The organism is Kitasatospora sp. NPDC024654 (assembly GCF_055559155.1).
Map to the genome: position 1 here is coordinate 75,512 of NZ_JBVHLF010000022.1, position 21,844 is coordinate 97,355.

Genomic DNA, 21,844 nt, shown 5'->3' on the forward strand with positions numbered 1-21,844 from the left:
CTCTTCCGTTTCTGTCCTGGTGCGATTTATACCAGCATGATTGGCCCTCTGTACCAGCTTCACGGGAGGCTCCATCCTGAATACGTGACTACTCAACACACCTCTCCACGTGTCGATCAGGCCGTTACGACACCTGTGAACTCAGCGCCTACTAAGTCAAGTTGGGGACGCCCGGTGGCGGTCCTCGCACTCGGATCGTTCGCGATGGGCACCGACTCGTTCGTGCTCGCCGGGATCCTGCCGCAGATCGCCCACGGTCTGAAGGAGTCGGCCGGCGCGGCCGGGCAGGTCATCACCGCCTTCGCACTGACCTACGCGCTGACCGCGCCCTTCCTCGCCGCGATCACCAGCAAGCTGCCACGCAAGCCACTGCTGATCTTCGCCCTCTCCCTCTTCGTCCTCGCCAACCTCGCCTCCGCCGCCGCGCCGTCGCTGGCGCTGCTGCTCGTCGCACGTGTCGCGGCGGGCCTCGGTGCGGCCCTGTACACGCCCAACGCCTCCGCGGCCGCCGCGGTCCTGGCCGGCCCGGCCCGCCGCGGACAGGCCCTGGCGGTCATCCTGGGCGGTCTGACCGTCGGTACCGTCTGTGGTGTCCCGGTCGGTACCGCGATCGGCCAGCACGACTCCTGGCAGGCGAGCCTGGTGTTCGTCGCCGTGGTCGGCGCGGTCGCGCTGCTCGGGCTGCTGGTGACCCTGCCGGCGCTGCCCATCCCGCCGGCCGTGCCGATGTCGGCCCGGCTCAAGGTGCTCGCCCGTGGCCGGGTGCTGGCCATGGTCGCCTTCATGCTGCTGGCCAGCGCGTCGAGCATCATGGTCTACACCTACATCGCCAACGTGCTCGGCGCGACCGCGCACACCACCGGAACGGCACTGGCGATCGCGCTGCTGCTCTGGGGGGTCGGCGGCACGGTCGGTTCCTTCGGCAGCGGCTGGCTGACCGACCGCTGGGGCGCCGAGCGGACCCTGATGCTCGCCGTGGTGCTGCTGGCCGTCACCCTGGCCGCCCTCACGATCGCGACCTCGACCGCCGCCGTGATGGTCGTCATGACCCTCAACGGTGCTGCCGCCTGGGCCGTGGCCACGCCGAACAACCACCGGCTCACCGCGCTGGTGCCCGAACTGCCGCCCGTGGTGATCTCCTTCAACTCCTCGGGCATCTACCTCGGCCAGGCGCTCGGCGCCGGTGTGGGTGGCATCCTGATCGGTCACGCGGTCGGCGCGCGTCCGCTCTGCCTCATCGGTGCGGCGATCGCCGTGGTGGCCCTGCTGGTTCACCTGCTCATCGGTCGGCCGAAGCACAGCTGACTTAACGAAACCGCACCCGGACCGCGGTCGGACCGTTGGCCAACGCGACTGCACCGCTAGCGTCTTGGCAGCGGGCAGAGTGAGCCGGTCGGGGAAGCCAGCAGGTTTCCCGGCCAGTCGCGACACCACCTGCAGCCGAATCCATCACTTGCGCACAGGAGTGCAGTCATGTCTCTTCAGGCCCGACCGACCATCGCCGATGGGCAGCTCTTCATCAACGGCAAGTTCCGTCCCGCCGAGCACGGTGAGACCCGTGAGGTCGTCAATCCGGCTACCGAGGAGGTGATCTGCCGAGTCGCCTGGGGCACGGTCGCCGATCTCGACCAGGCCGTCTCCGCCGCGCAGGCCGCCTTCGAGAGCGAGGAGTGGGGCGGGCTCACGCTTCCGCGGCGTGGCCGCCTGCTCCTGCGGATCGCCGACGCGATCGACGCGCACGCGGAGGAGCTGGCGCTGCTGGAGTCCCTCAACGTGGGAAAGCCGATCACTGTCGCCAGCGCCTTCGACCTGCCGTTCGCCTCCAGCGTGTTCCGCTACTACGGCGGCATGGTGGAGCAGTTGGAGGGCTCGGCGCGGCCGGCCGCGCGGCGGTCGATCGCCATCACCCGCAAGGAGCCGTACGGCGTGGTCGGCGCCATCACGCCGTTCAACTTCCCGCTGAACCTGGCGATCAACAAGATCGCCGCGGCGCTCGCCGCCGGTAACACCGTCGTGCACAAGCCGGCCGAGCAGACCCCGCTGTCCACTCTGCGGCTGGCCGAGATCATGGTCGAGGCCGGTCTCCCGGCCGGTGTCTACAACGTGGTCACCGGTGAGGGCGCGACGGTCGGAGCCCGGCTCGCCGAGCACCCCGGGGTCCGCAAGCTCGCCTTCACCGGGTCCACCGCGACCGGCAAGCGGCTGATCGCCACCGCCGCCCAGACGATGAAGAAGGTCACCGCCGAACTGGGTGGCAAGGGCGCCAACATCGTCTTCGCGGACGCGAACCTCGACGCCGTGACCCAGTGGGCCCACCTGGCGGCGTTCACCAACACCGGCCAGTTCTGCATGAGCGGTTCGCGTCTGCTGGTGCAACGCGACATCCATGACGAGATGGTCGAGCGGATGGTGGCCCGGGCGGCCGCCACCGCCGTCGGCGACCCGCTGGACCCGCGGACCGAGATGGGTCCGCTGGCCCATCGGACCCAGCTGGAGCGGGTCATGGAGTACGTGGCCATCGGCAAGGCGGAGGGTGCCACCGTGGTGACCGGCGGCGCCCCGGCGGGCGACGGTCGCGGCTTCTTCTACCAGCCCACGATCTTCACCGGGGTGACCCCGCAGATGCGGATAGCCCAGGAGGAGATCTTCGGGCCGGTGCTGACCGTGATCCCGTTCGAGGACGAGGACGAGGCCGTGGCGATCGCCAACGGTACGCCCTACGGGCTGGCGGCCGGCCTGCACACCACCGACCTGAGCCGTGCGCACCAGGTCTCCGCCCGGCTGCAGGCGGGCATCGTCTGGGTCAACGCCTGGGCGATGTTCGAGAACAGCATCCCGATCGGCGGGTACAAGCAGTCCGGCTTCGGCCGCGAGCTCGGCCCCGAGGGCATCGACGAGTACCTGCAGTTGAAGACCGTCGTCATCAACGCCGAATGACGCCGACCTGTTGACCGCCGCGGCGGTCCGCAGCGAAGCACCGCGGACGGCGCGGGGGTGGGGGTCGATTCCGGCCGCCACCCCCGCGCCGTCCGTGCTACACCGACGAAACGCCGCTCCACCACTGGAGGTTGGACATGGATTCCCTCTCGAACCGCACCATTCTCGTGACCGGTGCCACCGACGGGGTCGGACGGGGGCTCGCGCACGAGCTGGCGGCCCGTGGCGCGACCCTGATCCTGCACGGGCGCAGCGAGCGGAAGGGCGAGGAACTGCTCGCGGAGCTGCGCGCCGCCACCGGCAACGACCGGCTCAGCTACGAGCGGGCCGACTTCGCCTCGCTGGACGAGATCCACTCGCTGGCCGAGCGCCTGCTGGACCGGGGCCAGCTGGACACGGTGGTCAACAACGCCGGGATCGGCGTGGAGCTCACCCGTGCGGAGAGCGAGGATGGTCTCGAACTCACTTTCCAGGTAGACTACTTGGCCACCTATGTGCTCAGCTGCCGGCTGGTGCCGCTGCTGCGCCGCTCGGCGCCGGCCCGGATCGTCAACGTCACGTCGGCCGGGCAGGCACCGATCGACTTCGACGACGTCATGCTGACCCGCGGCTGGGACGGTGGGCAGGCCTACTGCCAGGCCAAGCTCGCCCAGATCATGCTGACCATCGACCTGGCGGAGGCGCTCGCCGGTACCGGTGTGACGGTCAACTCCCTGCACCCGGCCTCCTACATGCCCACCAAGATCGTGACGCACCTCTTCACCCCGCAGAGCACCCTCGCCGAAGGGGTGTCGAACGTCCTGCGGATGGTGGAGGAGCCGAGGTTCGCCGAGGAGAGCGGGCGGTACCTCAACCGTGCGCAGGTCACCAGGGCCGCCGCCCAGGCGTACGACGGCTCGGCCAGGGCGCGGCTGCGGCAGCTCAGCGAGAAGCTGACCGGGGTCCCGTTCCCCGCGGCCCTGCACCAGGACACGGTCCAGCCGTAGTCCCGTGGGGTCATGACCGTGCACTTCAGGGCCCACCCCGTCCGGGGCGGGCCCTGATGCGTGAATGGACCATGAAGTAGGGGTAGTTGACGTGCAGAGCAGGGCTTGGAAGACACGGTTCGCACTTACCACCGCCGCGGCCAGGGCGTTCGGTGCCCACGGCTACGAGAGCACGAGCGTCCAGGAGATCCTCCGCGAGGCCGGCCTCACCAAGGGGGCCTTCTACTTCCACTTCTCCTCCAAGGAGGAGCTGGCGTCCTGCATCGTGGGCATGGAGGGGGCCACCTGGTCCACCCTGGCCATGCGGGTGCGGGCCGCGGAGCGGAGCGGGGTCAGAGGCCTGATCGACTTCTCCTTCGAGGCCTCGCGCCGGCTGATGCAGGACCCGGTGGCCCGGGCGGGCACCCGGTTGCGCCTGGAGGGGCGGGGGTTCGGCCAGCCGACGGGCCGGGCCGAGACGCAGTGGTTCTTCATCGTCATGGAGTTCCTCGCGCTGGCCCAGGAACACGGTGAACTGCGGCCCGGCCTGGACCTGCGGGCCACCGCCGAGGTGTTCGTCGAGACCTTCGCCGGCGTTCAGCTGCTCTCGGACGCCGGATCCGGTTGGCTGGACCTGGAGCGGCGGCTCACCACCATGTGGCGGATCACCCTGCCGATACTCGTGGAACCGGAGGTGTGCGCCGCGTTCACCGCCGGCCTCTCCGCTCGGCACGCCCCCCGCGACGGGACGGACGACCGGGGGTAGGCACTGGCTCCCCGTCCCGGTCGGGGTGGGAACCCCGGACACGACGGAGCCGTGGAGCGCGCTCTCGATCCGCGCTCCACGGCTCCGGCCGGCTGTGCTGCCCGTCGCGACTACGAGTACTGGCTGAGCTCCGTCTCGGACTGGTCGACGTAGCCCTGGCTGACCTCGATCACCACGCCGTCCGGGTCGGTCACCCAGACGGTCTTCCAGCCCGGGATGAACTTCTCGAACTCCAGTGGGCCGAGGGAGATCGGCAGGGCACCCGCGGCCTCCGCCAGGAACGTGTCCACGCTGGGCACCTGGAAGGCCAGGTGGCGGGCGACCCCGGGGTTCGCCGGGCCGTCGTCCTTGGTCTCCAGCAGCGGCTCCTCGCTCGTCGCGAAGAGTTCGAGGTAGACGTCACCACTGCGCAGGAAGACCACCCGGACGCCGTCCTCCTCGACCACCCGCGCGCGGCGGAAGCCGAACCAGCGGCGGTAGAACTCCTCGGTCCGCTTGAGGTCGACGCAGTTGAGCCCGACGTGCGACCAGCGCGCCTCGATCGATGTCGTCATGACCGCACCTCACTTACCGAGAATCGGCGCGAACGGCACGCTGTCGTGGACGTTCGTCATGTAGGTGATCAGGCCGTCGACCACCTGGAAGTAGTTGCAGACGTCCGCCTCGATCGTCTCGCCGGAGACGGTGCGGGCGGAGATGTGGGAGACGACGGCCGCCTGCGTGCCCTCCACCACGACGTGCACCGGCTTGTTGGCGAACGCCGCGTACGTCGTGGGGAACCCCTTCATCATCTCGCGCAGGGTCTCCCGACCCTCGATGTGCCCGGCGAGCTGCTCGTCCATCTGCTGGTCGACGGCGAACAGGTCGCACCAGGTGTCCCAGTCGCCGGCGTTGGCCAGCTCGTAGTAGCGCTTGACCACGGCAGTGGTGTCCATGAAGTCCTCTTCTCCTGGTGTTCCCTTGGTAGCCCCCGCGTCGCGGGGGGATTCGAGTCCGGTGGCGCGGGTCGTCACTGCGGGAGCGGGACGCCGATCTGCGCCATCAGCCCGGCGGTGTCGGCCTGCACCCACCGCTCCACGACCTTGTTGTCCTCGACCCGGTAGACCTCGAGGCTGGTCCAGGTGACCTCCTTGCCGGTCGGCTCGATGCCGAAGAACGGTGCGATGTGCCGGCCGGTGAAGGTGATGTGCATGATGACCTTGTCGCCGTCCGCGGCGTAGAGCGCGTCGAGGTGGGCGGTGAAGTCGAGGGCCTCGTGCGCCGCGATGATAATCCCCTTGAGCTGCTCCAGGCTCTCGACGCTCCAGGCCGGGTTGCGGTCGACGAAGTTCTCGGCGAACAGCTCGTCCATGGCGTCGTACTGGCGGGCGTTGACCACCTCGCTCACCCGGCGGACCAGCTTGACGTTGGCCGGCTCGGGCGACAGCTGCTCCCGCAGGCCGAGCAGGTCGTCCGTGGCCCAGCGCTCCACGAACATCCCGTCGGCGACCCGCCAGATCTCCGTGGTGTCCCAGGACACCTCCCGGCCGGTCGCCGGGAAGCCCAGCACGGTGCCGACGTGCTTGCCGGTCAGCCGGACCCGGGTCACCACCTTGTCGCCGGCCTCCAGGACCTGCTCCAGCTCGCCGCGGATGGCGAGGGTCTCGTGGGCGTTGCGCAGCGCCGCCTGGTAGGCGTCGATGCCGCGGATGTCGAAGCCGCTGTGGTGGTCCTCGAAGTCGGGGGCGATCACCTTGGCGATCTCCGCGTAGTCGCTGACGTTGAACGCGTCGAGGAATCGCTGGTACAGCGCCGAGTTGGTCTGCTGAGCCGTCGTTGTCACTGTCTTCTCTCCTGATCTGTCGGTTCAGTTACTGTTCGCGATCAGATCGGCGGCCTTCTCGCCGATCATCACGCAAGCTGCGTTGGTGTTGCCGGCCACGATCTCCGGCATGATCGACGCGTCGGCCACCCGCAGTCCGTCGACCCCGTGGACCCGGAGTTCGGCGTCCACCACGGAACGGTCGTCGGCGCCCATCCGGCAGGTGCCGACCGGGTGCCAGAGCGTCGAGGCGTTGGCCCTGATGAACGCGCGGAGGTCCGCGTCCTCGGTGACGTGCTCCCCCGGGGAGAGCTCCGCGCCCCGGAGCCGGTCGAACGCGCTGCTCCGGGCGAGCCGGCGCGCCAGCTTCAGGCCGTGCAGCAGCACGTCGAGGTCGCCCTCGTGCTCCAGGTAGTGCGCCCGCACCTCGGCATTCACCGCCGGGTCCTGGCTGCGCAGCCTGACCTCGCCGCGGCTCACCGGCAGCAGGGCGATGGGCGCGAAGGTGAAGCCCGGCCCCTCCCACTGCTCGGCCGGGGCGGTCGGCGGCAGGAACTTGACCGGCCCGAAGGTGAACTGGAGGTCGGGCGAGGAGTCCGCCGTCCCGGCCGCCGTCCGGGTGAAGAGCCCGGCCTCGGAGATCAGGGCACCGCTCGGGTGCTCCTCGGTCGCCCGGTAGCAGATCGGTACGAAGGCGTGGTCCTGCAGGTTCTGACCGACCCCCGGCAGATCCGCCACGAGCGGGATCCCGTGCTCCGCCAGGTGCCGCGCCGGGCCGATGCCCGACAGCATCAGCAGCTTCGGGCTCTCGAAGGCACCGGCACTGAGCACGACCTCCCGGGTGACCTCGACCGAACGGACGACACCGTCCTGGACGTACTCGACGCCCACCACGCGTCGCCCGGCGGTGATCAGGCGAGTCGCCCGCGCCCGCGTCTCGATCCGGAGGTTGGGGCGGTCCAGCACCGGCCGCAGGTACGCGGTGGCGGTGCTGCTGCGCTGGTTCTCCGCGGTCCGGGTGGTCTGGTAGTAGAAGCCGCCCTGCTCCTGCTGCGTCCCGTTGTAGTCGAACTCGCCATCACCCAGGCCGAGTTCGCGGGTGGCCGCGACGAAGGCCCGGGCGATCGGGCTGGGGTCCTCCAGTGCGCGCACCTGGATCGGTCCGTCGGTGCCGCGGTCCGCGGAACCGCCGCCGTGGTAGCTCTCCGCGCGCTTGAAGTACGGCAACAGATCGTCGAACGACCAGCCCGGGTTGCCCTGTCGGGCCCAACCGTCGAAGTCGGCCCGGTTGCCACGCACCCACATCAGGGCGTTCACCGAGCTGCATCCGCCCACCACCTTGCCGCGGGCGATCGGAACGCTACGGCCGTCCAGCTCCTTCTCGTCCTCCGTCGCGTAGCCCCAGTCGATCCGCGGGCTCCACTCGGAGGTCAGCACCGACAGCACCGATCCGGCGTCGACGTCGGCGAGTTCCGGCCGGTCGGGCCAGTCCCCGGCCTCCAGCAGCAGCACGGTGCGCTCGGGGTCGGCACTGAGCCGGTTGGCGATCACGGCACCCGACGAACCCGCGCCGACCACGACGTAGTCGACGGAGTCGGACCCGGCCATCACCGCGCCCCGGGAGTCGAGTCGACGGGCGAACCGATGACCGGCACCGGACACAGCTCGCCGACCTGGTACTTGACGATCTGCAGCCGGCCGCCGGGCGTGGTGCGCAGCTGCCAGGTCTGGTTCACCCGGAACGCGGACCGGGTGCCGTCCGCGGTCAGCGTCGCGGTCCAGACCACGGTGACGGTGACCTCCACCCGGTCGCCGCGGCTCTCGGACCGGAACGCCTCGATCCGGTGGGCCTGATCGGTGAAGGCCTCGCCGACCACCGCGTACCAGTCGACGAAGTCCGCGTGGCTGCGCAGGGTGCGCTCGGGGAAGACCATTTCGAGGTCGGTGTCGGCGACCCGGGCCAACAGCCGGTCGACCGGCTCATGGGCGCTCAGGTCGTCGAACCACTCTTGTGCGAAACGCTTCACAGACTGACTTTCCATGGGCGTGCCTCCACCCGTTGTCTAATGAGATTTCCGGCTGCGGCCGGCTCGCGAGGACTGCTCGGGGGGAATTCCCGGCGCCCGGCGCAATCGGGTCCCCCTCGGCGCCAGAAACGTACGATCGGTCAGAACGACGTGTCAACGATCGGAACACCGCCGCCGGACCGCCCCGAACCGCCCACCGACGTTGCCCGTCGGCCCGGCCACCGATCGCTCGGACGGCCACTGCCAGGCCTCTGACCTGCCGCCTTCTCCGTTCCGTCGGCCCGTTCGAGAGCGGCCCCGCAGGCGGCCGAAACAGCCGGACGGGACGCCGGCCGGCCCTTCCCGCCGCCGATGCGGGAGCTACTTCTCAAAGTCCGGGGAACGCATCGACGTGGTTTGTCGGGGCACGCAAGAGGAATCGCACGAAGTCGTCGGAGTTCGCTGGTCAGGGCATGTTGCGTCAACTGCACGAAGCCCGCACGAATTCGGCCGGCGGTCCCCTGGAATGTCCGGTCCGCCGGCATGCTGGCGGGGTGTCGTCGATGCCGGCGACCACGCGGCACGCTCACCCGCCGCACTTCCGATCGCAGCGCACCCGATGAGAGGACATTTCGTCATGAAAGCCGTCGTCATGGCGGGCGGTGAGGGCACCCGGCTCCGTCCGATGACCTCGGGCCTGCCCAAACCACTCTTGCCGGTGGCCGGCCGCCCGATCATGGAGCACATCCTGCTGCTGCTCCGCCGTCACCAACTGACCAGCGTGGTCGCCACGGTCCAGTACCTCGCGCCGTTGGTGGAGGAGCGGTTCGGCGACGGCGGCGCGCTGGGCGTCGAGCTCCGCTACGCCCTGGAGGAGACTCCGCTGGGCACGGCCGGCAGCGTGAAGAACGCCGAGGCGGAGCTGGCCGGCGAGCCCTTCGTGGTGATCTCCGGCGACGCGCTCACCGACATCGACCTCACCGAGCTGATCGCCTTCCACCGGCGCAAGGGCGCCCTGGTCACCGTCTGCCTGACCCGGGTCGCCGACCCGCGCGAGTTCGGTGTCGCGCTGATCGACGACGAGGGCCGGATCGAGCGGTTCCTGGAGAAGCCCACCTGGGGCCAGGTCTTCTCGGACACCGTCAACACCGGGATCTACGTGATGGAGCCCGAGGTGCTCGACCACATCGAGCCCGGTGTCCCGGTCGACTGGTCGGCTGACGTCTTCCCCCAGCTCATGAAGGACGGCATGGGCGTCTACGGCTACGTCGCCGACGGCTACTGGCAGGACGTCGGTGGCCACGCGAGCTACCGCCAGGCCCAACTCGACGTGCTGTCGGGCCGGGTGGACGCCGAGCTGGAGGGCTTCGAGCGCTCGCCCGGGATCTGGATCGCGGATGACGCCCAGGTCCACCCGGACGCGGAGCTCCGCGGTCCGCTCTTCATCGGCCCCCATGCCACCGTCGAGGCCGGGGCGCGGATCCAGGACTTCACCGTGATCGGGGCCGGCGCCTCGGTGGGGCCCGGTGCGCGGCTGCGCCAGACCGTGCTGCACGAGGGCGCCCGGATCGGTGCCCGGGCCGACCTGCACGGCTGCGTCATCGGCCGGAACACCGACGTCCTGGCGGAGGCGCGGATCACCGAGGGCGCGGTGGTCGGCGACGGCAGTCTGGTCGGCCGCGGCGCCGCCGTCACCAGCGAAGCGCGGATCCACCCGGCCCGGAGCGTGGCCGCCGGTGCCACCGTCCGCACCTCGCTGACCCGCCAGTCCCACGTCCGGTCCACGCTCTTCGGCCCGCGGGGGGCCACCGGGACGGTCAACATCGAGCTGACGCCCGAGCTCGCGGTCGAACTGGCCACCGCCTACGCCGGCATGCTCGCCAAGGGGGCGATCGTCACCCTGGCCCGGGACCACGGCAGGCCCGCGCAGACCATCAAGCGGGCCGTCGCCGCCGCGCTCCAGGCGTCGGCCGTCCAGGTGCACGACCTGGACAACGTGCCACTACCGCTGGCCCGCTGGCACACCGCCCGGCTGGCGGCCGGCGGGCTGGTCGTGCACACCACGCCCGGCGACCCCGACGCGTTGGACATCGTCCTGCTGGACAAGCACGGCGCCGACCTCTCCCACAGCGCGCAGCGCAAACTCGACCGGGCCTTCGCCCGGCAGGAGTACCGCCGGGCGCTGCCGCACGAGTTCACCGACCTCGCGGTCCCGGCCGACGTCCAGCACACCTATCTGGACACCCTGGTGGAGGCCGTCGACACCGGTCACGTCGCCGACGCCGGGCTGCGGATCGTCGTCGACGCCGGGCACGGCGCCGCCGGCGGGCTGCTGCCCGAACTGTTCGGACGACTGGGCGTCGAAGCCCTGCTCACCAGCCCGGGACCGGACCGCAGCCGTCCGACCCTGACCCCGGAGCAGCGCACCGCCGCCCTGGAACAGGTCGGCCGGGCCGTCACCGCGGCCCGGGCCGCGTTCGGCGTGCACCTGGACCCCCTGGGTGAACGCCTCACCCTGGTGGACGACCAGGGCAGCCCGATCAGCCACCAGCGGGCGCTGCTCACGCTGCTCTCCCTCCACACCGAGCAGCGGCCCGGCGGCCTGGTCGCGCTCCCGGTGACCGCGAGCCGCCACGCCGAGCGGATCGCCGCCGCTCACGGCACCCGGATCGTCCGGACCGCCGTCGGCGCGGCAGCCCTGGCGGCGGCCGTCCAGGAGCACCAGGCGGCGCTGGCCGCCGACGGCCGCGGCGGTGTCACCGTGGCCGCCCTGGCCTCCACCCACGACGCCCTCGCGGCCCTGGCCCAGCTGACCGCGCTGATCGCCCGGACCCCGACCCCGCTGCACGCCCTCGTCGCCCGGACCCCCATCCCGCACGTCCGGCACGCCCGGATCACCACCGCGGCGGAGGCGAAGGGCGCGGTGATGCGCCGCGCCATCGAGCTCGCCGACCGGCACGGCTTCTCGGTCGACACCACCGGCGCCGTCGAAGGCATCCACGGGACCCTGGAGAACGGCGACTGGGTGCACGTCCTCCCCGACCCGGTCGAGCCCGTCGCCCACCTCTGGGCCGAGAGCGCGCACCCCACGGCCACCGGCACGCTCCTCACCCGCTGGACCACCCACCTCGCCGGAGCCACGTCCCCCGGAGCCTGACCGGCGTCGGCACCGCCATCGGCCGGCCGACGAACGAGGCCGGGGCCGGCGCACACTGTGCGCCGGCCCCGGCCTTCGTGGTAGCGGGGACAGGATTTGAACCTGCGACCTCTGGGTTATGAGCCCAGCGAGCTACCGAGCTGCTCCACCCCGCGTCGGTGTCACCGACTCTACGGCACCTCGGCCGAATCCGCGAACCGACCTCGGGGCAACCGACCGCTGGAGGACCGGATTCACGCTCGTCGGGCACTCGACGGCCGGACCCCGACCACGGGCCGCCGGCCCGTCAGGAGTGGTCGAGCACGCGGGAGGGAGGCGCCGAGTGGCCTGGTGCCGCGGATCGGTGAGCACCTGCTCCGCGGTGCCCTGCTCGACGATCACGCCGTCCTCCAGGAAGCAGACCTGGTCGGCGACGTGCCGTGCGAAGCCCATCTCGTGCGTGGCCATCAGGATGGTCAGACCGCGCTGCTTGAGGTCCGCGACCACGTCGAGGACCTCGCCCACCAGCTCGGGGTCGAGCGCCGAGGTGATCTCGTCGAAGAGGAGCAGTTCCGGTCCGGTGGCCAGGGCACGGGCGATCGCGGCTCACTGGGCGGTGATCCTGGCGAGCGTGCCGTCGGCCTTGAGGGCGGTCAGGGCCTGACTCACGCAGGGGGTCAATCCGCTGCCCTTGCGCAGCAGCAGGCCGAACTGCTCGGGGGGCACCGTCGTAGCCGAACTGTCCGAGGCTCCTGCCGTTGTTCAGCTCCGCGCCGGCCAGGTAGAACACGGTCGGCAGGTCGGTGACGACCGCGTCGATCTGGCCGTTGCGCAGCGCGTTGACCTCGTCGTTGGTGGTGTTGAAGACACTCGGCTGGTGCGTGGGCCCGAGCTCGTCGAGCACCGCCTGGTAACTGGTGGTGGCCACCTGCGCGCCGATCCTGGCGTCCTTCAGCGCACTCAGCGAAGTAGCCTGCGCGTACTGGGAGTTGGCGAGGGTGAGGACACCCTGCTCGGTCGTGTAGTAGCTGGTGGAGAAGTCCACCGCCTTGGCGCGTTGCGGAGTGTCGGAGATCTCGTTGATGTCGAAGTCGAAGTCCTTCGCCCCCGGGGCGTAGGAATTGTCGGAGGGTTCGACGACCCACTTCACCTGGCTCCGGTCGAAGCCCAGCTTGCTGGCCACCGCATGGGCCACCGCGCTCTCGAAGCCCTTCCCGTCGGCCGGGGTGTTGTCGTCGAACCACGGCGAGTAGGCCGGGGAGTCGGTCGCGACGGTCAGCTGCCCGCTCCGGTGGCGGCCGCGACGGAAGCCGTGAGGACTGTGCGGGCACGGGACATGAGGGGTCCTTCGCCGGGGAGTCCGAAATGGGGGTGCGGAGATCGGCCGGCGCGCCGTGCGTGCGGCGACCCGGATCAGCGACCCGGATCGGCGACACAGATCGGTGGCGCAGCGCACGTGGTCCACGTGGCGGCGGCGTACCAACGGAAGGGTTCCGGACTCGCGTTTCAGCATTCCGGGTGGTGGAGTGCGGTGTCAATCGCCTGGGCCGCCGCCGGGTGACGTCGTGACGGCGTGACAGCCAGCGGGACGGACCGCCCGGTCGCCCCGTCCGCGCGGGCCGGATTCAACGGGCACACCGGCCCGGGGCGGTGCCCAGCGCGCCGCCCCGGGCCGGCACGATCGTGCCGACCGAGGTGATCGCCGGTCAGACCCCCGACGGCCCGGGAACCCGGGCCGGCGTCGGGAGGGGCGTGGCCGCCCGGACTCGATGCCCCCGGCGCCCCCGCCGGGGCCGAGGGCCGCGGGGCATCACGTGCCGCGAGGATCAGCTCCAGGCCAGCCGCGACCGGTGCTGCCAGTACGCGCCGGCGGGTTCGGCCAGGGTGGCGAGCCGGGCGAGCTGGTCCGCGTCGAACCGTACCGAGGCGGCCCGCAGGTTGCTGGTGAGCTGGTCGACGGTGGCGGCGCCGGAGAGCACCACGTCGACCCAGGGCTGGTGGAGGACGGCGGCGAGGGCGGCCGCGTCGCAGCTGGTACCCGCCTCCTCGGCCACCCGGCGCAGGACGACGGACGTCGCCGCGTCGGTGGGGCGCCCGGCGAGGCGTCCGTTGGCCATGCCCTCCTTGACGATGACGACGCATCCGGCGTCGTGCGCCGCGGCGAGGGCCTCACCGGCCGAGGGTTCGAGCAGGTTGTACGTGGCCTGCACGCTGCGGAAGAGCGGCTGCCCGTCCACCGTGACGGTGAGCGCGGCACGGATGGCGTCCGCCTGGGACGGGCCGCTGGTCGACAGGCCGACGAGCACGCCCTCGGCGGCGAGCCGCGCCAGCCTGCGGTGCAGAACGGGGTCGGTGAGCGCGGGACTGTCCGGCGTGACGGAGTGGATCTGGTAGAGGTCCAGCCGCTTGCCGAGCAGGCTCCGGCTCTCGGCCACCTGACGGTCGAAGGTCTGCACGCCGTGGTCCTTGACCTCGTGCACGTCCGCGTCGGCCCGCCAGTCGGCCGTGTAGGTGTAGCCCCACTTGCTGCCGACCACCACGTCCCGGACGTCCGGCCGGCGTTCGAGCCACTCGGCGAGGAACTCCTCCGAGCGACCGTAGGAACGAGCCGCGTCCAGGTACCGGACGCCCTGGGCGTAGGCGGCGTCGAGTACCTCGTGGGTGCGTTCGCGCATCGCGGACACCGTGCGCTCGGCCGGGAGGTCCTCGGCCCGGCCGAGGTTGATGTAGCCGGGCCGGCCCAGCGCGGCCAGTCCCAGCCCGAACCGAGGTGTCGGCGCGGCGCTGACGAGGTGCTCGAAGGACACGGGCGAGTGCTCCCTGTTCGGAGTTGACGTTCCCGTCACCGTACCCGCGTCGCACGGCGGACCGCGGCGGGGCGGCGCACCGGACCGCACTCGGCGCGCCTTCGGCACGCGGGGGGCCAGGGCGTCGGCAACCGACGAGGGCGGCGCGGGCACCGGCGAGGGCTCTCAGGACCGGGCGTCGCCGGCGTCGCCGAAGTCGGCGATGCCGGGGGACAGCAGGTGCTCGGCGCCGCCCTCGAGCATCCTGGCCGTCTCGGTGGAACGGGGGAGCATGGTCCGCTCGTAGCCGTGGATGGCGTCGTCGACGGTGGCGGAGCCGGCGAGGGCGAGCGCGAGTTCGCTGGCGTCGAGCATGGCGAGGTTGACGCCGAGGCCGAGCGGGGGCATGAGGTGGGCGGCGTCGCCGAGCAGGGTCACGGTCGGGTTGTGCTCCCAGGTGTGCGGGACGGGGAGGGCGAAGATCGGGCGGTCGACGTAGGGGCCGTCGTTGTCGGTGATCGTCCGGCGCAGGCGGGGCGACCAGTGGGCGTACCGGTCGAGGAGCAGGGCGCGGATGGCATCGGCGTCACCGGCGGTCAGGCCGCTCCGGCTGAGCCAGTCGACCGGGACCCGTTGGATGAGGTAGACGCGGACGTGGTTTCCGCTGTTGCGCTGGGCGAACAGGCCGCGGTCGCCGTCAGCCGCGTGGGCGCCCTGTCTCCTGCTCGAGCAGGGCTGGACGGCCACGGTCACCCAGGACGCCCCCGAACCCGGCAGCCCCGCCACCACCCCCTCGCCGACCGCATAGGGCGCCGCACGGGCGCACGGCCGCCCCGAGGTCGAGACCGGCCGGGCCCTCCCCGTCGACACCCGCCCGGCCAGCGCCCTGAGTGTCAGTTCCCGGGGGAGTCGAGGTCGGCGGCCAGATCGGGCCTGGCGATGAGGTAGGCCAGCTGGGCGCGGCTCCGGCTGCCGAACACCTCGGCCGCTCGCTTGATGTGACTCGCCACCGTGCGGGCGCTCATGCCGAGGCGCTTGGCGATGGGGTCGTCGGTGTAGCCGGCCACCATGAGTCTGAGTACGGCGCGTCTGGTCTCGTCGGTGAGGAGCGGGGAACGCTCGCGGGAGACATCGGTGTCCACCGGTTCCGCCTGCCGCCACGCGTAGTCGAAGCCCTTGACGAGGAACCCGATGATGCCGGGGTGACGGATGCGCCGCCGTGGGTGGCGTCACCGTTCGACGACGACCAGGCCCTCGCCCTGGCCGTCGCCCTGCGGACCGCGGCCACCGGCACCACGGTGGCCGAGGACGCCGCGCGCGCCCTGGCCACCGTTCGCCAGGTCATGCCGCCTCGCCTGCGCCAACGCATCGACCTGCGGCAGTTGACCGCCGTCCGACCGCCCGGGAGCCGCGACACGACCCGGGTCGACGGGCAGGTCCTCATGGACCTGAGCCGTGCCGTCCACGCCCGCGAGGAACTGCGCTTCGACTACGTCCGGGATCCGGACGGCCCGATCGAACAGCGCCGCCGCGTTCAGCCGCACCATCTGGTCACCTGGCGTGGCCGCTGGTACCTCGTGGTCTGGGACCTCGACCGCGAGGACTGGCGGACCTTCCGCGCCGAGCGCATCCGCCCGCGCACGCCCACCGGCCCCCGCTTCGTCCCGCGCGAGATCCCCGGAGGCAACGTCTCCGACTTCGTCACCAGCCGGTTCCGTTGGCAACGACGGCACCACCACCGAGTGGCCGTGCCGCGGCGAAGTCATCCTCCACCTGCCGGCCGCCGACGTCGCCCCCTTCGCCCAGGACGGAACCGTCGAACAAGTCGGCACCGAACGCTGCCGACTCACCCTCGGCTCCTGGTCGTGGACCGGGCTCGCCGCCGCCATCGGCCGCTTCGACACCGACATCGAGGTCATCGGCCCACCCCAACTGGCAACCGCGTTCGCAGACCTCGCCGCCCGCTGCGCCAACGCCGCACGCACCGCGCGGCCGGACACCGACCCCGCGCGGTGAGGAGGAACTCCGGGGCGCCGACCCGCCGGGCGGTCCGTTCGGCCCCGCGGCGGCTTCGGGCATGCGTGTCCGCGGACGAGGTGGCAGCGTGGAAGAGGAACACCCGGATGCACGGGGACGGCCCGGATGCACGCAGTGAGTCATGCCCGTGGGGACAAGGCACAGGGCGGACCGGGGGAAGACCGGTCCCCTCGGGGTGGGCTACGCTCACGGCTGGGGCTGCGCAGTGTCGCCGGGCAGGTGTTCCTGTGGTTGCTGGCCGCGGTGGTACTGCTGGTCGGCGCCGCGCTGGCGGCGCTCCTCCTGCAGGCCAGGAGCTACGCCACGAGTGACGCCGAGCACCGCACGCGCGCCGCGGCCATCACCTTGGCGCAGGTCCCCACGGTGGTGAACGCCCTGGACAGCCCCGATCCGACCGCGGTGCTGCAGCCGATGGCCACGGACATCATGAAGAAGGGCGGTTTCGACTACGTCGTGATCGCCAGCCCCGAGGGGATCCGCTACACCTCCGACAATCCCGCGCTGATCGGGAAGCACGTCATCGGCCCGTACCAGGAAGCCCTCAAGGGGCCGACCACCATCAGCCTCCTCGCGCCCATCGGACGGGTGGTGGAAACCGACGTGCCGGTCACCAGGCCGGACGGTTCGGTCGCCGGGCTGGTCGAGGTCGGCTACACCGTCGCGCACACGGGCAGCGCGGTGGGCCGGCAGCTGCCGGTCCTGCTCGGCGGCGCGGCGGCCGCGCTCGCCGTGGGCACGGGCGGGGCGGTGCTGGTGCGGCGGCGGCTGCGCCGCCAGACGCGCGGCCTGGGCCCGGCCGAGATGACGCGGATGTACGAGCACCATCACGCGGTGTTGCACGCGGTCCGCGAGGGTGTGCTGATCGTCGGTGGGGACGGGCGGGTCGTGCTGGCGAACGACGAGGCCCGGCGGTTGCTCGAGCTGCCGCCCGAGGTGGAGGGGCGGCCGGTCGCCGGGCTCGGGCTCGATCCCGGGCTGGCCGAGCTGCTGGCGTCCGGGCGGGCCGCCACCGACGAGGTGCACCTGGCCGAAGACCGGCTGCTCGCCGTCAACAACCGCCCGACCGCGCCGTTCGGCGGAGGGCCCGGCAGTGTCGCGACCATCCGGGACACCACCGAGCTGCGGGCGCTGGCCGGGCAGGCCGAGGCGGCCCGGGCCCGGCTGCAGCTGCTCTACGAGGCGGGGCTGCGGGTCGGCACCACCCTGGACGTGGTGCGGACCGCCCAGGAGCTGGCCGACGTGGCGGTTCCGCGCTTCGCGGACTTCGCCACGGTCGAGCTGGCCGACCCGGTGCTGCACGGCGACGAGCCACTCCCGGACCCGGTCACCACGCTGGGCCCGCGGATCCGCCGCACGGCTGCCAGCGGCATCAGCGACGACCGGCCGTTCTACCCGGTGGGCTCGCAGATCAGCCCGCTGCCCGGGACGCCGGAGGAGGCCGCCCTGGAGACCGGGAACGCCGCGCTCGTCGCCGACCTGCGCCAGGCGCACGCCTGGCGGGCGCGCGACCCGGAGACCGCCGACCGCATCACCGAGTACGGGATCCACTCGCTGATCTCCGCACCGCTGCGGGCGCGCGGTCTGACCCTGGGCATGGTCAACTTCTGGCGCGCGGGGGAGTCCGAGCCGTTCGGGGAGGAGGACGTCTCCTTCGCCGAGGAACTGGTCGCCCGCGCCGCGATCACCGTCGACAACGCCCGCCGCTACACCCGCGAGCACCGGATGGCCGAGACGCTGCAGCGCAGCCTGCTGCCCCGGGGGTTGCCCGAGCAGAGCGCCCTGGAGGTGGCCTACCGCTACCTGCCGGCGCGGCGAGGGGTCGGCGGGGACTGGTTCGACGTCATCCCGCTGCCCGGCTTCCGGGTGGCACTGGTGGTCGGCGATGTCGTCGGCCACGGCCTGCACGCCGCCGCCACGATGGGCCGACTGCGCACGGCCGTACTCAACTTCTCGGCCCTCGACCTCCCCCCGGACGAACTGCTCGCCCGCCTCGACGAACTGGTCGCCCGGCTCGACCAGGGCGAGGCGGCTGCGGGAGAAGGCGACGCCGAGGGCGGGGGCAAGCGCCAGGGCGAGGGCGAGCGAGCGGCCGTCACGGGCGCCACCTGTCTGTACGCGATCTACGATCCGGTCTCCGGCCGCTGCGCGATGACACGGGCGGGTCATCCACCGCCCGCGTTGGTGCACACCGACGGCAGCGTGGAGTTCGTCGATCTGCCCGCCGGGCCGCCGCTCGGGGTGGGCGGCCTGCCCTTCGAAACCACCGAGCTGCAGCTGGCGCCCGGCACCGCACTGGTGCTCTACACGGACGGGCTCGTCACGGGCCGCGACCGCGACCTGGAGAACGGACTCGCCGCGCTGCGCCGTTCCCTGGCGGGCACCCACGCCGACGCGTCCCCGGACGACACCTGCCGGGCCGTGTTCGGCGCGCTGGTGCCGTCGCGTCCGAGCGATGACGTCGCGCTCCTCGTCGCGCGCACGCAGCTGCTCGACCCCGACCAGGTGGCCAGCTGGGACGTGCCGTACGACTTCGCCGCCGTCCCGCGCATCCGGAACGAATGCGCCGACCAGCTGGTGGCCTGGGGGATGGAGGAGCTGACCTTCACCGCCGAGCTGATCCTCAGCGAGCTGATCACCAACGCCGTCCGCTACGGCGCCGAGCCGATCCGGGTGCGCATGCTGCGCGACCGCAGCCTGGTCTGCGAGGTCTCCGACGGCAGCAGCACCGCCCCGCACCTGCGTTACGCCGCCAGCACGGACGAGGGCGGCCGGGGCCTGTTCCTGGTGGCCCAGCTGGCCGAGCGCTGGGGGACCAGGTACACGGCCCGCGGCAAGGTCATCTGGTCCGAGCAACCGCTGACCGCGCCCGAGTACCGGTTCGAGGCGATGCTGCAGTAGTCACCCGGGCGGGCGTTCACATGTGGGCGCTGATCTCGCCGCCCATGCCGAGCACGATGTACACGCCGTTGGCGTCGAGCCCGACGTCGTGCTGGTCCGTCTCCAGCGTGGCGTCCACCGCGCCGTCGTTGCCGAGGATCTGCGCGCGGTACCGGAGGTCGCCGATCTTCGTGACCTTGGCCGTCCAACCGCCCGGGAGGTCGAACGTGCCCGGGCCGGTCCGTCCGCCGCCCATCCAGGAGTGGATCTGGCCGTCCAGCGAGAGCACGACGAACATGTCGTTGGCGTCGACCCCGACGTCGTGCTGGTCCGTCTCCAGCGTGGCGTAGACCTGGCCGCCGTTGACGATCTTGGCGAGGTAGTGCTCGGTGCCGAGTTCCTGGATCTCGGCCGTGCTGCCGTCCACCAGGGTCTGGGTGCGGACCGGGGATGCCGCCCTGGCCGTAGCGGCCGGTGGGGTGGCGCCGCGCCTGGCAGTTGGTGCGGTGGTGTGGTGCGTGGTGGCCGGTGCGGTGGCGTCGAGTGTGACGGCTGGTGCGGCGGTGGAAGGCGTGTCGGGGGTGGCGGTAGCGGGCGCGGACGGCGTGGCGGCCGGTGCGGCGCTCTGGCGCGCGTCGGACGGGCTGGAACAGGCCGTTGCGACGGACACCAGCAGAGCGGCTGTCAGGACGGTGCCGGCCAGCGCGCGGACACTGGTCGTACGGCGGGGGGTTAAGAGCGACATGCGGTTCTCCTGAGCACAGTACGGGTGAGGAAGCGCACGGCGCCCGTCCCCTCTCCTGCGCGGACCGGGAGGCAACGGGACGGCGCGCGGGATCGAAGGTAGTACGAACAATCGACGAAATGGATCCCGCTCTGTCACCGGACTGCTACGCCCTGGGTCGCGGCGACCAGATCATGCGGGACCTGGACCGGATCGACCGGGACGCGGCACAGCCTGGACCGCGACCTGGTGACAGCCCGCGTCACCACCGCTCACCGGGCTGACCGTGGGCTACCGGCGAACGGCGATAAAATGGCCCAAATCGGCGGCCCGGATTCCGGGCCCGGGCTGCCGCCCGGCGTGTGTGATCCAGGGGAGCGGCACGGTGGCGAGGTCTCCTGAGGAACGCGGAGTCCCGCACAGCGCTGGTGCGCGGCCCAAGTTGCTGCCCGTGCTGCCCGCTCTGCTGCTCTTCGTCGGCCTGCTCATCGGCCTCGTCACACCCCGCGAGGTCAGGCCGGACGCCTTCCTCGCCACGGCCATGGTTGCCGCCGCCGCGCTGCTGCCCCTGTGGGGGACGGTGCTCACCGGAGTGGCCGCGTGCGCCATCTTCGTCGGTCTGATGGTGGACTTCGACGCGCTGCGGGATGCGACCGCCTACTCGGAGCTGGCCACCCTCGTGGTGATCGCGGTGTTCGCGGTCTTCCTCAACCGCCTGCTGGGCCGGCGCGCCCAACAGCTGGTCCAGGTCCGCTCGGTGGCCGAGGCCGCCCAGCTGGCGGTGCTGCACCCGCTACCGCGCCACCTCGGGCACGTCACGCTCGAGAGCCTCTACCTGGCCGCCGCGGCGGAAGCCCGGATCGGCGGCGACCTGTACGAGGCGATACGCACCCCGCACGGCGTACGGCTGCTCATCGGCGACGTACGCGGCAAGGGCCTGCTCGCGGTACAGACGGCCGCGGCGCTGCTCAGCGCCTTCCGCGAGGCCGCCCACGACGCGCCCGACCTGCCCCACCTCGCGCACCGCCTGGAAACGAGCATCAGCCGTCACGCCTCCCAGTACCCGGGGGTCCCGGGTTCGGAGATCGCCGAACGTTTCATCACCGCTCTCCTCGCCGAGATCCCTGACGACGAACCGGTCGTCCGGACCGTCACCTGCGGCCACCCGCCCCCGCTGCTGCTGCACCGCGGCGGGGTCCGGAAGCTGGATCCCGCCGCTCCCTCGCCGCCGCTCAACCTGGGCATGCTGGTGAACGGCGGGTACCACGTCGACCTCGCCCCCTTCCACCCCGGGGACCAGCTCCTCCTGTACACCGACGGGGTCACGGAGACCCGCGACCGCTCCGGCGCGTTCTACCCCCTCGCCGACCGCGTCCGCTCGTGGAGCGGGGAGGCGCCCCACCAGCTCCTCGACCACCTCCACCGCGACCTGATCGCCTACAGCGGCGGCGAGCTCGACGACGACATCGCCGCCCTCGTCGCCCGGCGCCGCCCGGGCCGCTGAGCCCGGGACGAGGCTCCGACCCGCGCGGGTTCCAGGCGCGGAACCGGCCGACCCACCCGCGACGACGTCGCCGCCCCGTCCGCGCCGGCAGCGACCTGGTCGCCGTCCCCGCTGAGCCGAGCCCGCCGGGCCGCGCTCCACCAGCAGCTCGCCCTGATCCCCACCCACGGTTCCGGAAAGCGGGAAGTGGGGGGGGGGGGGGGGGGGGGGGAAAAAAGCCCCGGAAAAAAAGGGGGGACCGTCGGTTTTTGCGGAGCGGAACAAAACACCGACGAACACCGCGAGTGTGGGGGGGGGGGGTGTTT

Annotated in this window: 16 protein-coding genes, 1 tRNA gene and 4 pseudogenes; 9 read left to right on the forward strand and 12 right to left on the reverse strand. The window is 71.9% G+C overall.

Annotation, left to right across the window (positions count from 1 at the left end; genetic code table 11):
- Window positions 1-174: 174 nt before the first annotated feature.
- The 4 genes from ACZ38L_RS15995 to ACZ38L_RS16010 all read left to right on the forward strand — a co-directional run bounded on the left by ACZ38L_RS15995 (window position 175) and on the right by ACZ38L_RS16010 (window position 4,668).
- Window positions 175-1,305: an MFS transporter gene (locus ACZ38L_RS15995; protein WP_465693313.1), complete on the forward strand. Its 1,131-nt coding sequence runs from the start codon at window positions 175-177 to the stop codon at window positions 1,303-1,305.
- 168 nt (window positions 1,306-1,473) lie between these two features.
- Window positions 1,474-2,937: an aldehyde dehydrogenase family protein gene (locus tag ACZ38L_RS16000; protein ID WP_465693315.1), complete on the forward strand. Its 1,464-nt coding sequence runs from the start codon at window positions 1,474-1,476 to the stop codon at window positions 2,935-2,937.
- Window positions 2,938-3,074: 137 nt separating this feature from the next.
- The gene (locus ACZ38L_RS16005) at window positions 3,075-3,923 is read left to right on the forward strand and encodes an SDR family NAD(P)-dependent oxidoreductase (protein WP_465693317.1); all 849 of its coding nucleotides are present in this window, start codon (window positions 3,075-3,077) and stop codon (window positions 3,921-3,923) included.
- Window positions 3,924-4,014: 91 nt separating this feature from the next.
- Window positions 4,015-4,668, forward strand: a complete 654-nt coding sequence (locus tag ACZ38L_RS16010) for a ScbR family autoregulator-binding transcription factor (protein WP_465693319.1) — start codon at window positions 4,015-4,017, stop codon at window positions 4,666-4,668.
- A 110-nt stretch (window positions 4,669-4,778) separates the two neighbouring features.
- Here ACZ38L_RS16010 and ACZ38L_RS16015 read toward each other — a convergent pair whose 3' ends face one another.
- The 5 genes from ACZ38L_RS16015 to ACZ38L_RS16035 all read right to left on the reverse strand — a co-directional run bounded on the left by ACZ38L_RS16015 (window position 4,779) and on the right by ACZ38L_RS16035 (window position 8,511).
- Window positions 4,779-5,222 (reverse strand): VOC family protein, encoded by a 444-nt coding sequence (locus tag ACZ38L_RS16015; protein ID WP_465693321.1) that lies wholly within the window; start codon window positions 5,220-5,222, stop codon window positions 4,779-4,781.
- A 9-nt stretch (window positions 5,223-5,231) separates the two neighbouring features.
- A complete protein-coding gene (locus ACZ38L_RS16020) occupies window positions 5,232-5,603 on the reverse strand; it encodes a nuclear transport factor 2 family protein (protein WP_465693323.1) in 372 nt (123 codons plus the stop codon).
- A gap of 74 nt (window positions 5,604-5,677) precedes the next feature.
- Window positions 5,678-6,490 (reverse strand): ester cyclase, encoded by an 813-nt coding sequence (locus ACZ38L_RS16025; protein ID WP_465693325.1) that lies wholly within the window; start codon window positions 6,488-6,490, stop codon window positions 5,678-5,680.
- A 24-nt stretch (window positions 6,491-6,514) separates the two neighbouring features.
- On the reverse strand, window positions 6,515-8,077 hold the full coding sequence (locus ACZ38L_RS16030) for a GMC family oxidoreductase (RefSeq protein ID WP_465693327.1): 1,563 nt from the start codon (window positions 8,075-8,077) through the stop codon (window positions 6,515-6,517).
- Window positions 8,077-8,511 (reverse strand): nuclear transport factor 2 family protein, encoded by a 435-nt coding sequence (locus tag ACZ38L_RS16035; RefSeq protein WP_465693329.1) that lies wholly within the window; start codon window positions 8,509-8,511, stop codon window positions 8,077-8,079. Before ACZ38L_RS16035 ends, ACZ38L_RS16030 begins: the two co-directional genes overlap by 1 nt.
- A gap of 601 nt (window positions 8,512-9,112) precedes the next feature.
- Here ACZ38L_RS16035 and ACZ38L_RS16040 point away from each other — a divergent pair.
- On the forward strand, window positions 9,113-11,632 hold the full coding sequence (locus ACZ38L_RS16040) for a sugar phosphate nucleotidyltransferase (RefSeq protein ID WP_465693331.1): 2,520 nt from the start codon (window positions 9,113-9,115) through the stop codon (window positions 11,630-11,632).
- 78 nt (window positions 11,633-11,710) lie between these two features.
- Here the strand turns inward: ACZ38L_RS16040 and ACZ38L_RS16045 are convergent.
- From ACZ38L_RS16045 to ACZ38L_RS16070, 6 genes and pseudogenes are all read right to left on the reverse strand, one after another.
- Window positions 11,711-11,787 (reverse strand) — tRNA-Met (locus ACZ38L_RS16045).
- A 160-nt stretch (window positions 11,788-11,947) separates the two neighbouring features.
- Window positions 11,948-12,214 (reverse strand): annotated as a pseudogene (locus tag ACZ38L_RS16050) (AAA family ATPase); the annotation flags it as partial.
- A gap of 319 nt (window positions 12,215-12,533) precedes the next feature.
- Window positions 12,534-13,124: pseudogene (locus ACZ38L_RS16055) on the reverse strand (transporter substrate-binding domain-containing protein); the annotation flags it as partial.
- Between the two features lie 313 nt (window positions 13,125-13,437).
- Complete coding sequence (locus ACZ38L_RS16060) at window positions 13,438-14,418, reverse strand: aldo/keto reductase (RefSeq protein ID WP_465693333.1); 981 nt, start codon at window positions 14,416-14,418, stop codon at window positions 13,438-13,440.
- A 165-nt stretch (window positions 14,419-14,583) separates the two neighbouring features.
- Window positions 14,584-15,111: pseudogene (locus ACZ38L_RS16065) on the reverse strand (FAD-dependent oxidoreductase); the annotation flags it as partial.
- Between the two features lie 179 nt (window positions 15,112-15,290).
- On the reverse strand, window positions 15,291-15,539 hold the full coding sequence (locus ACZ38L_RS16070; protein WP_465693335.1) for a helix-turn-helix domain-containing protein: 249 nt from the start codon (window positions 15,537-15,539) through the stop codon (window positions 15,291-15,293).
- 63 nt (window positions 15,540-15,602) lie between these two features.
- Between ACZ38L_RS16070 and ACZ38L_RS16075 the strand changes: the two are divergent.
- Together ACZ38L_RS16075 and ACZ38L_RS16080 are read left to right on the forward strand one after the other, a co-directional pair.
- Window positions 15,603-16,413, forward strand: a pseudogene (locus tag ACZ38L_RS16075) (helix-turn-helix transcriptional regulator); the annotation flags it as partial.
- A gap of 126 nt (window positions 16,414-16,539) precedes the next feature.
- Entirely contained in the window at window positions 16,540-19,332 is a 2,793-nt protein-coding gene (locus ACZ38L_RS16080) for a SpoIIE family protein phosphatase (RefSeq protein WP_465693337.1), read from the forward strand.
- A gap of 16 nt (window positions 19,333-19,348) precedes the next feature.
- On the opposite strand, the gene ACZ38L_RS16085 is transcribed toward ACZ38L_RS16080, so the two are convergent.
- Window positions 19,349-20,056 carry a hypothetical protein gene (locus ACZ38L_RS16085; RefSeq protein WP_465693339.1) on the reverse strand — a complete coding sequence of 236 codons (708 nt, stop codon included), beginning with the start codon at window positions 20,054-20,056 and terminating at the stop codon, window positions 19,349-19,351.
- 119 nt (window positions 20,057-20,175) lie between these two features.
- On the opposite strand from ACZ38L_RS16085, the gene ACZ38L_RS16090 reads away from it, so the two are divergent.
- Window positions 20,176-20,319: a hypothetical protein gene (locus ACZ38L_RS16090; protein WP_465693341.1), complete on the forward strand. Its 144-nt coding sequence runs from the start codon at window positions 20,176-20,178 to the stop codon at window positions 20,317-20,319.
- Window positions 20,320-20,420: 101 nt separating this feature from the next.
- Window positions 20,421-21,539, forward strand: coding sequence for a PP2C family protein-serine/threonine phosphatase (locus tag ACZ38L_RS16095; protein WP_465693343.1), 1,119 nt, complete (start codon window positions 20,421-20,423; stop codon window positions 21,537-21,539).
- The last annotated feature ends 305 nt before the right edge of the window (window positions 21,540-21,844 follow it).

Bases quoted from the DNA above. Each gene is read 5' to 3' on its own strand.
- ACZ38L_RS16000 (WP_465693315.1), top strand. From the start codon at position 1,474: ATGTCTCTTCAGGCCCGACCGACCATCGCCGATGGGCAGCTCTTCATC.
- ACZ38L_RS16005 (WP_465693317.1), top strand. From the start codon at position 3,075: ATGGATTCCCTCTCGAACCGCACCATTCTCGTGACCGGTGCCACCGAC.
- ACZ38L_RS16015 (WP_465693321.1), bottom strand. From the start codon at position 5,222: ATGACGACATCGATCGAGGCGCGCTGGTCGCACGTCGGGCTCAACTGC.
- ACZ38L_RS16020 (WP_465693323.1), bottom strand. From the start codon at position 5,603: ATGGACACCACTGCCGTGGTCAAGCGCTACTACGAGCTGGCCAACGCC.
- ACZ38L_RS16030 (WP_465693327.1), bottom strand. From the start codon at position 8,077: ATGGCCGGGTCCGACTCCGTCGACTACGTCGTGGTCGGCGCGGGTTCG.
- ACZ38L_RS16035 (WP_465693329.1), bottom strand. From the start codon at position 8,511: ATGGAAAGTCAGTCTGTGAAGCGTTTCGCACAAGAGTGGTTCGACGAC.
- ACZ38L_RS16040 (WP_465693331.1), top strand. From the start codon at position 9,113: ATGAAAGCCGTCGTCATGGCGGGCGGTGAGGGCACCCGGCTCCGTCCG.
- ACZ38L_RS16080 (WP_465693337.1), top strand. From the start codon at position 16,540: ATGCACGCAGTGAGTCATGCCCGTGGGGACAAGGCACAGGGCGGACCG.
- ACZ38L_RS16085 (WP_465693339.1), bottom strand. From the start codon at position 20,056: ATGTCGCTCTTAACCCCCCGCCGTACGACCAGTGTCCGCGCGCTGGCC.
- ACZ38L_RS16090 (WP_465693341.1), top strand. From the start codon at position 20,176: ATGGATCCCGCTCTGTCACCGGACTGCTACGCCCTGGGTCGCGGCGAC.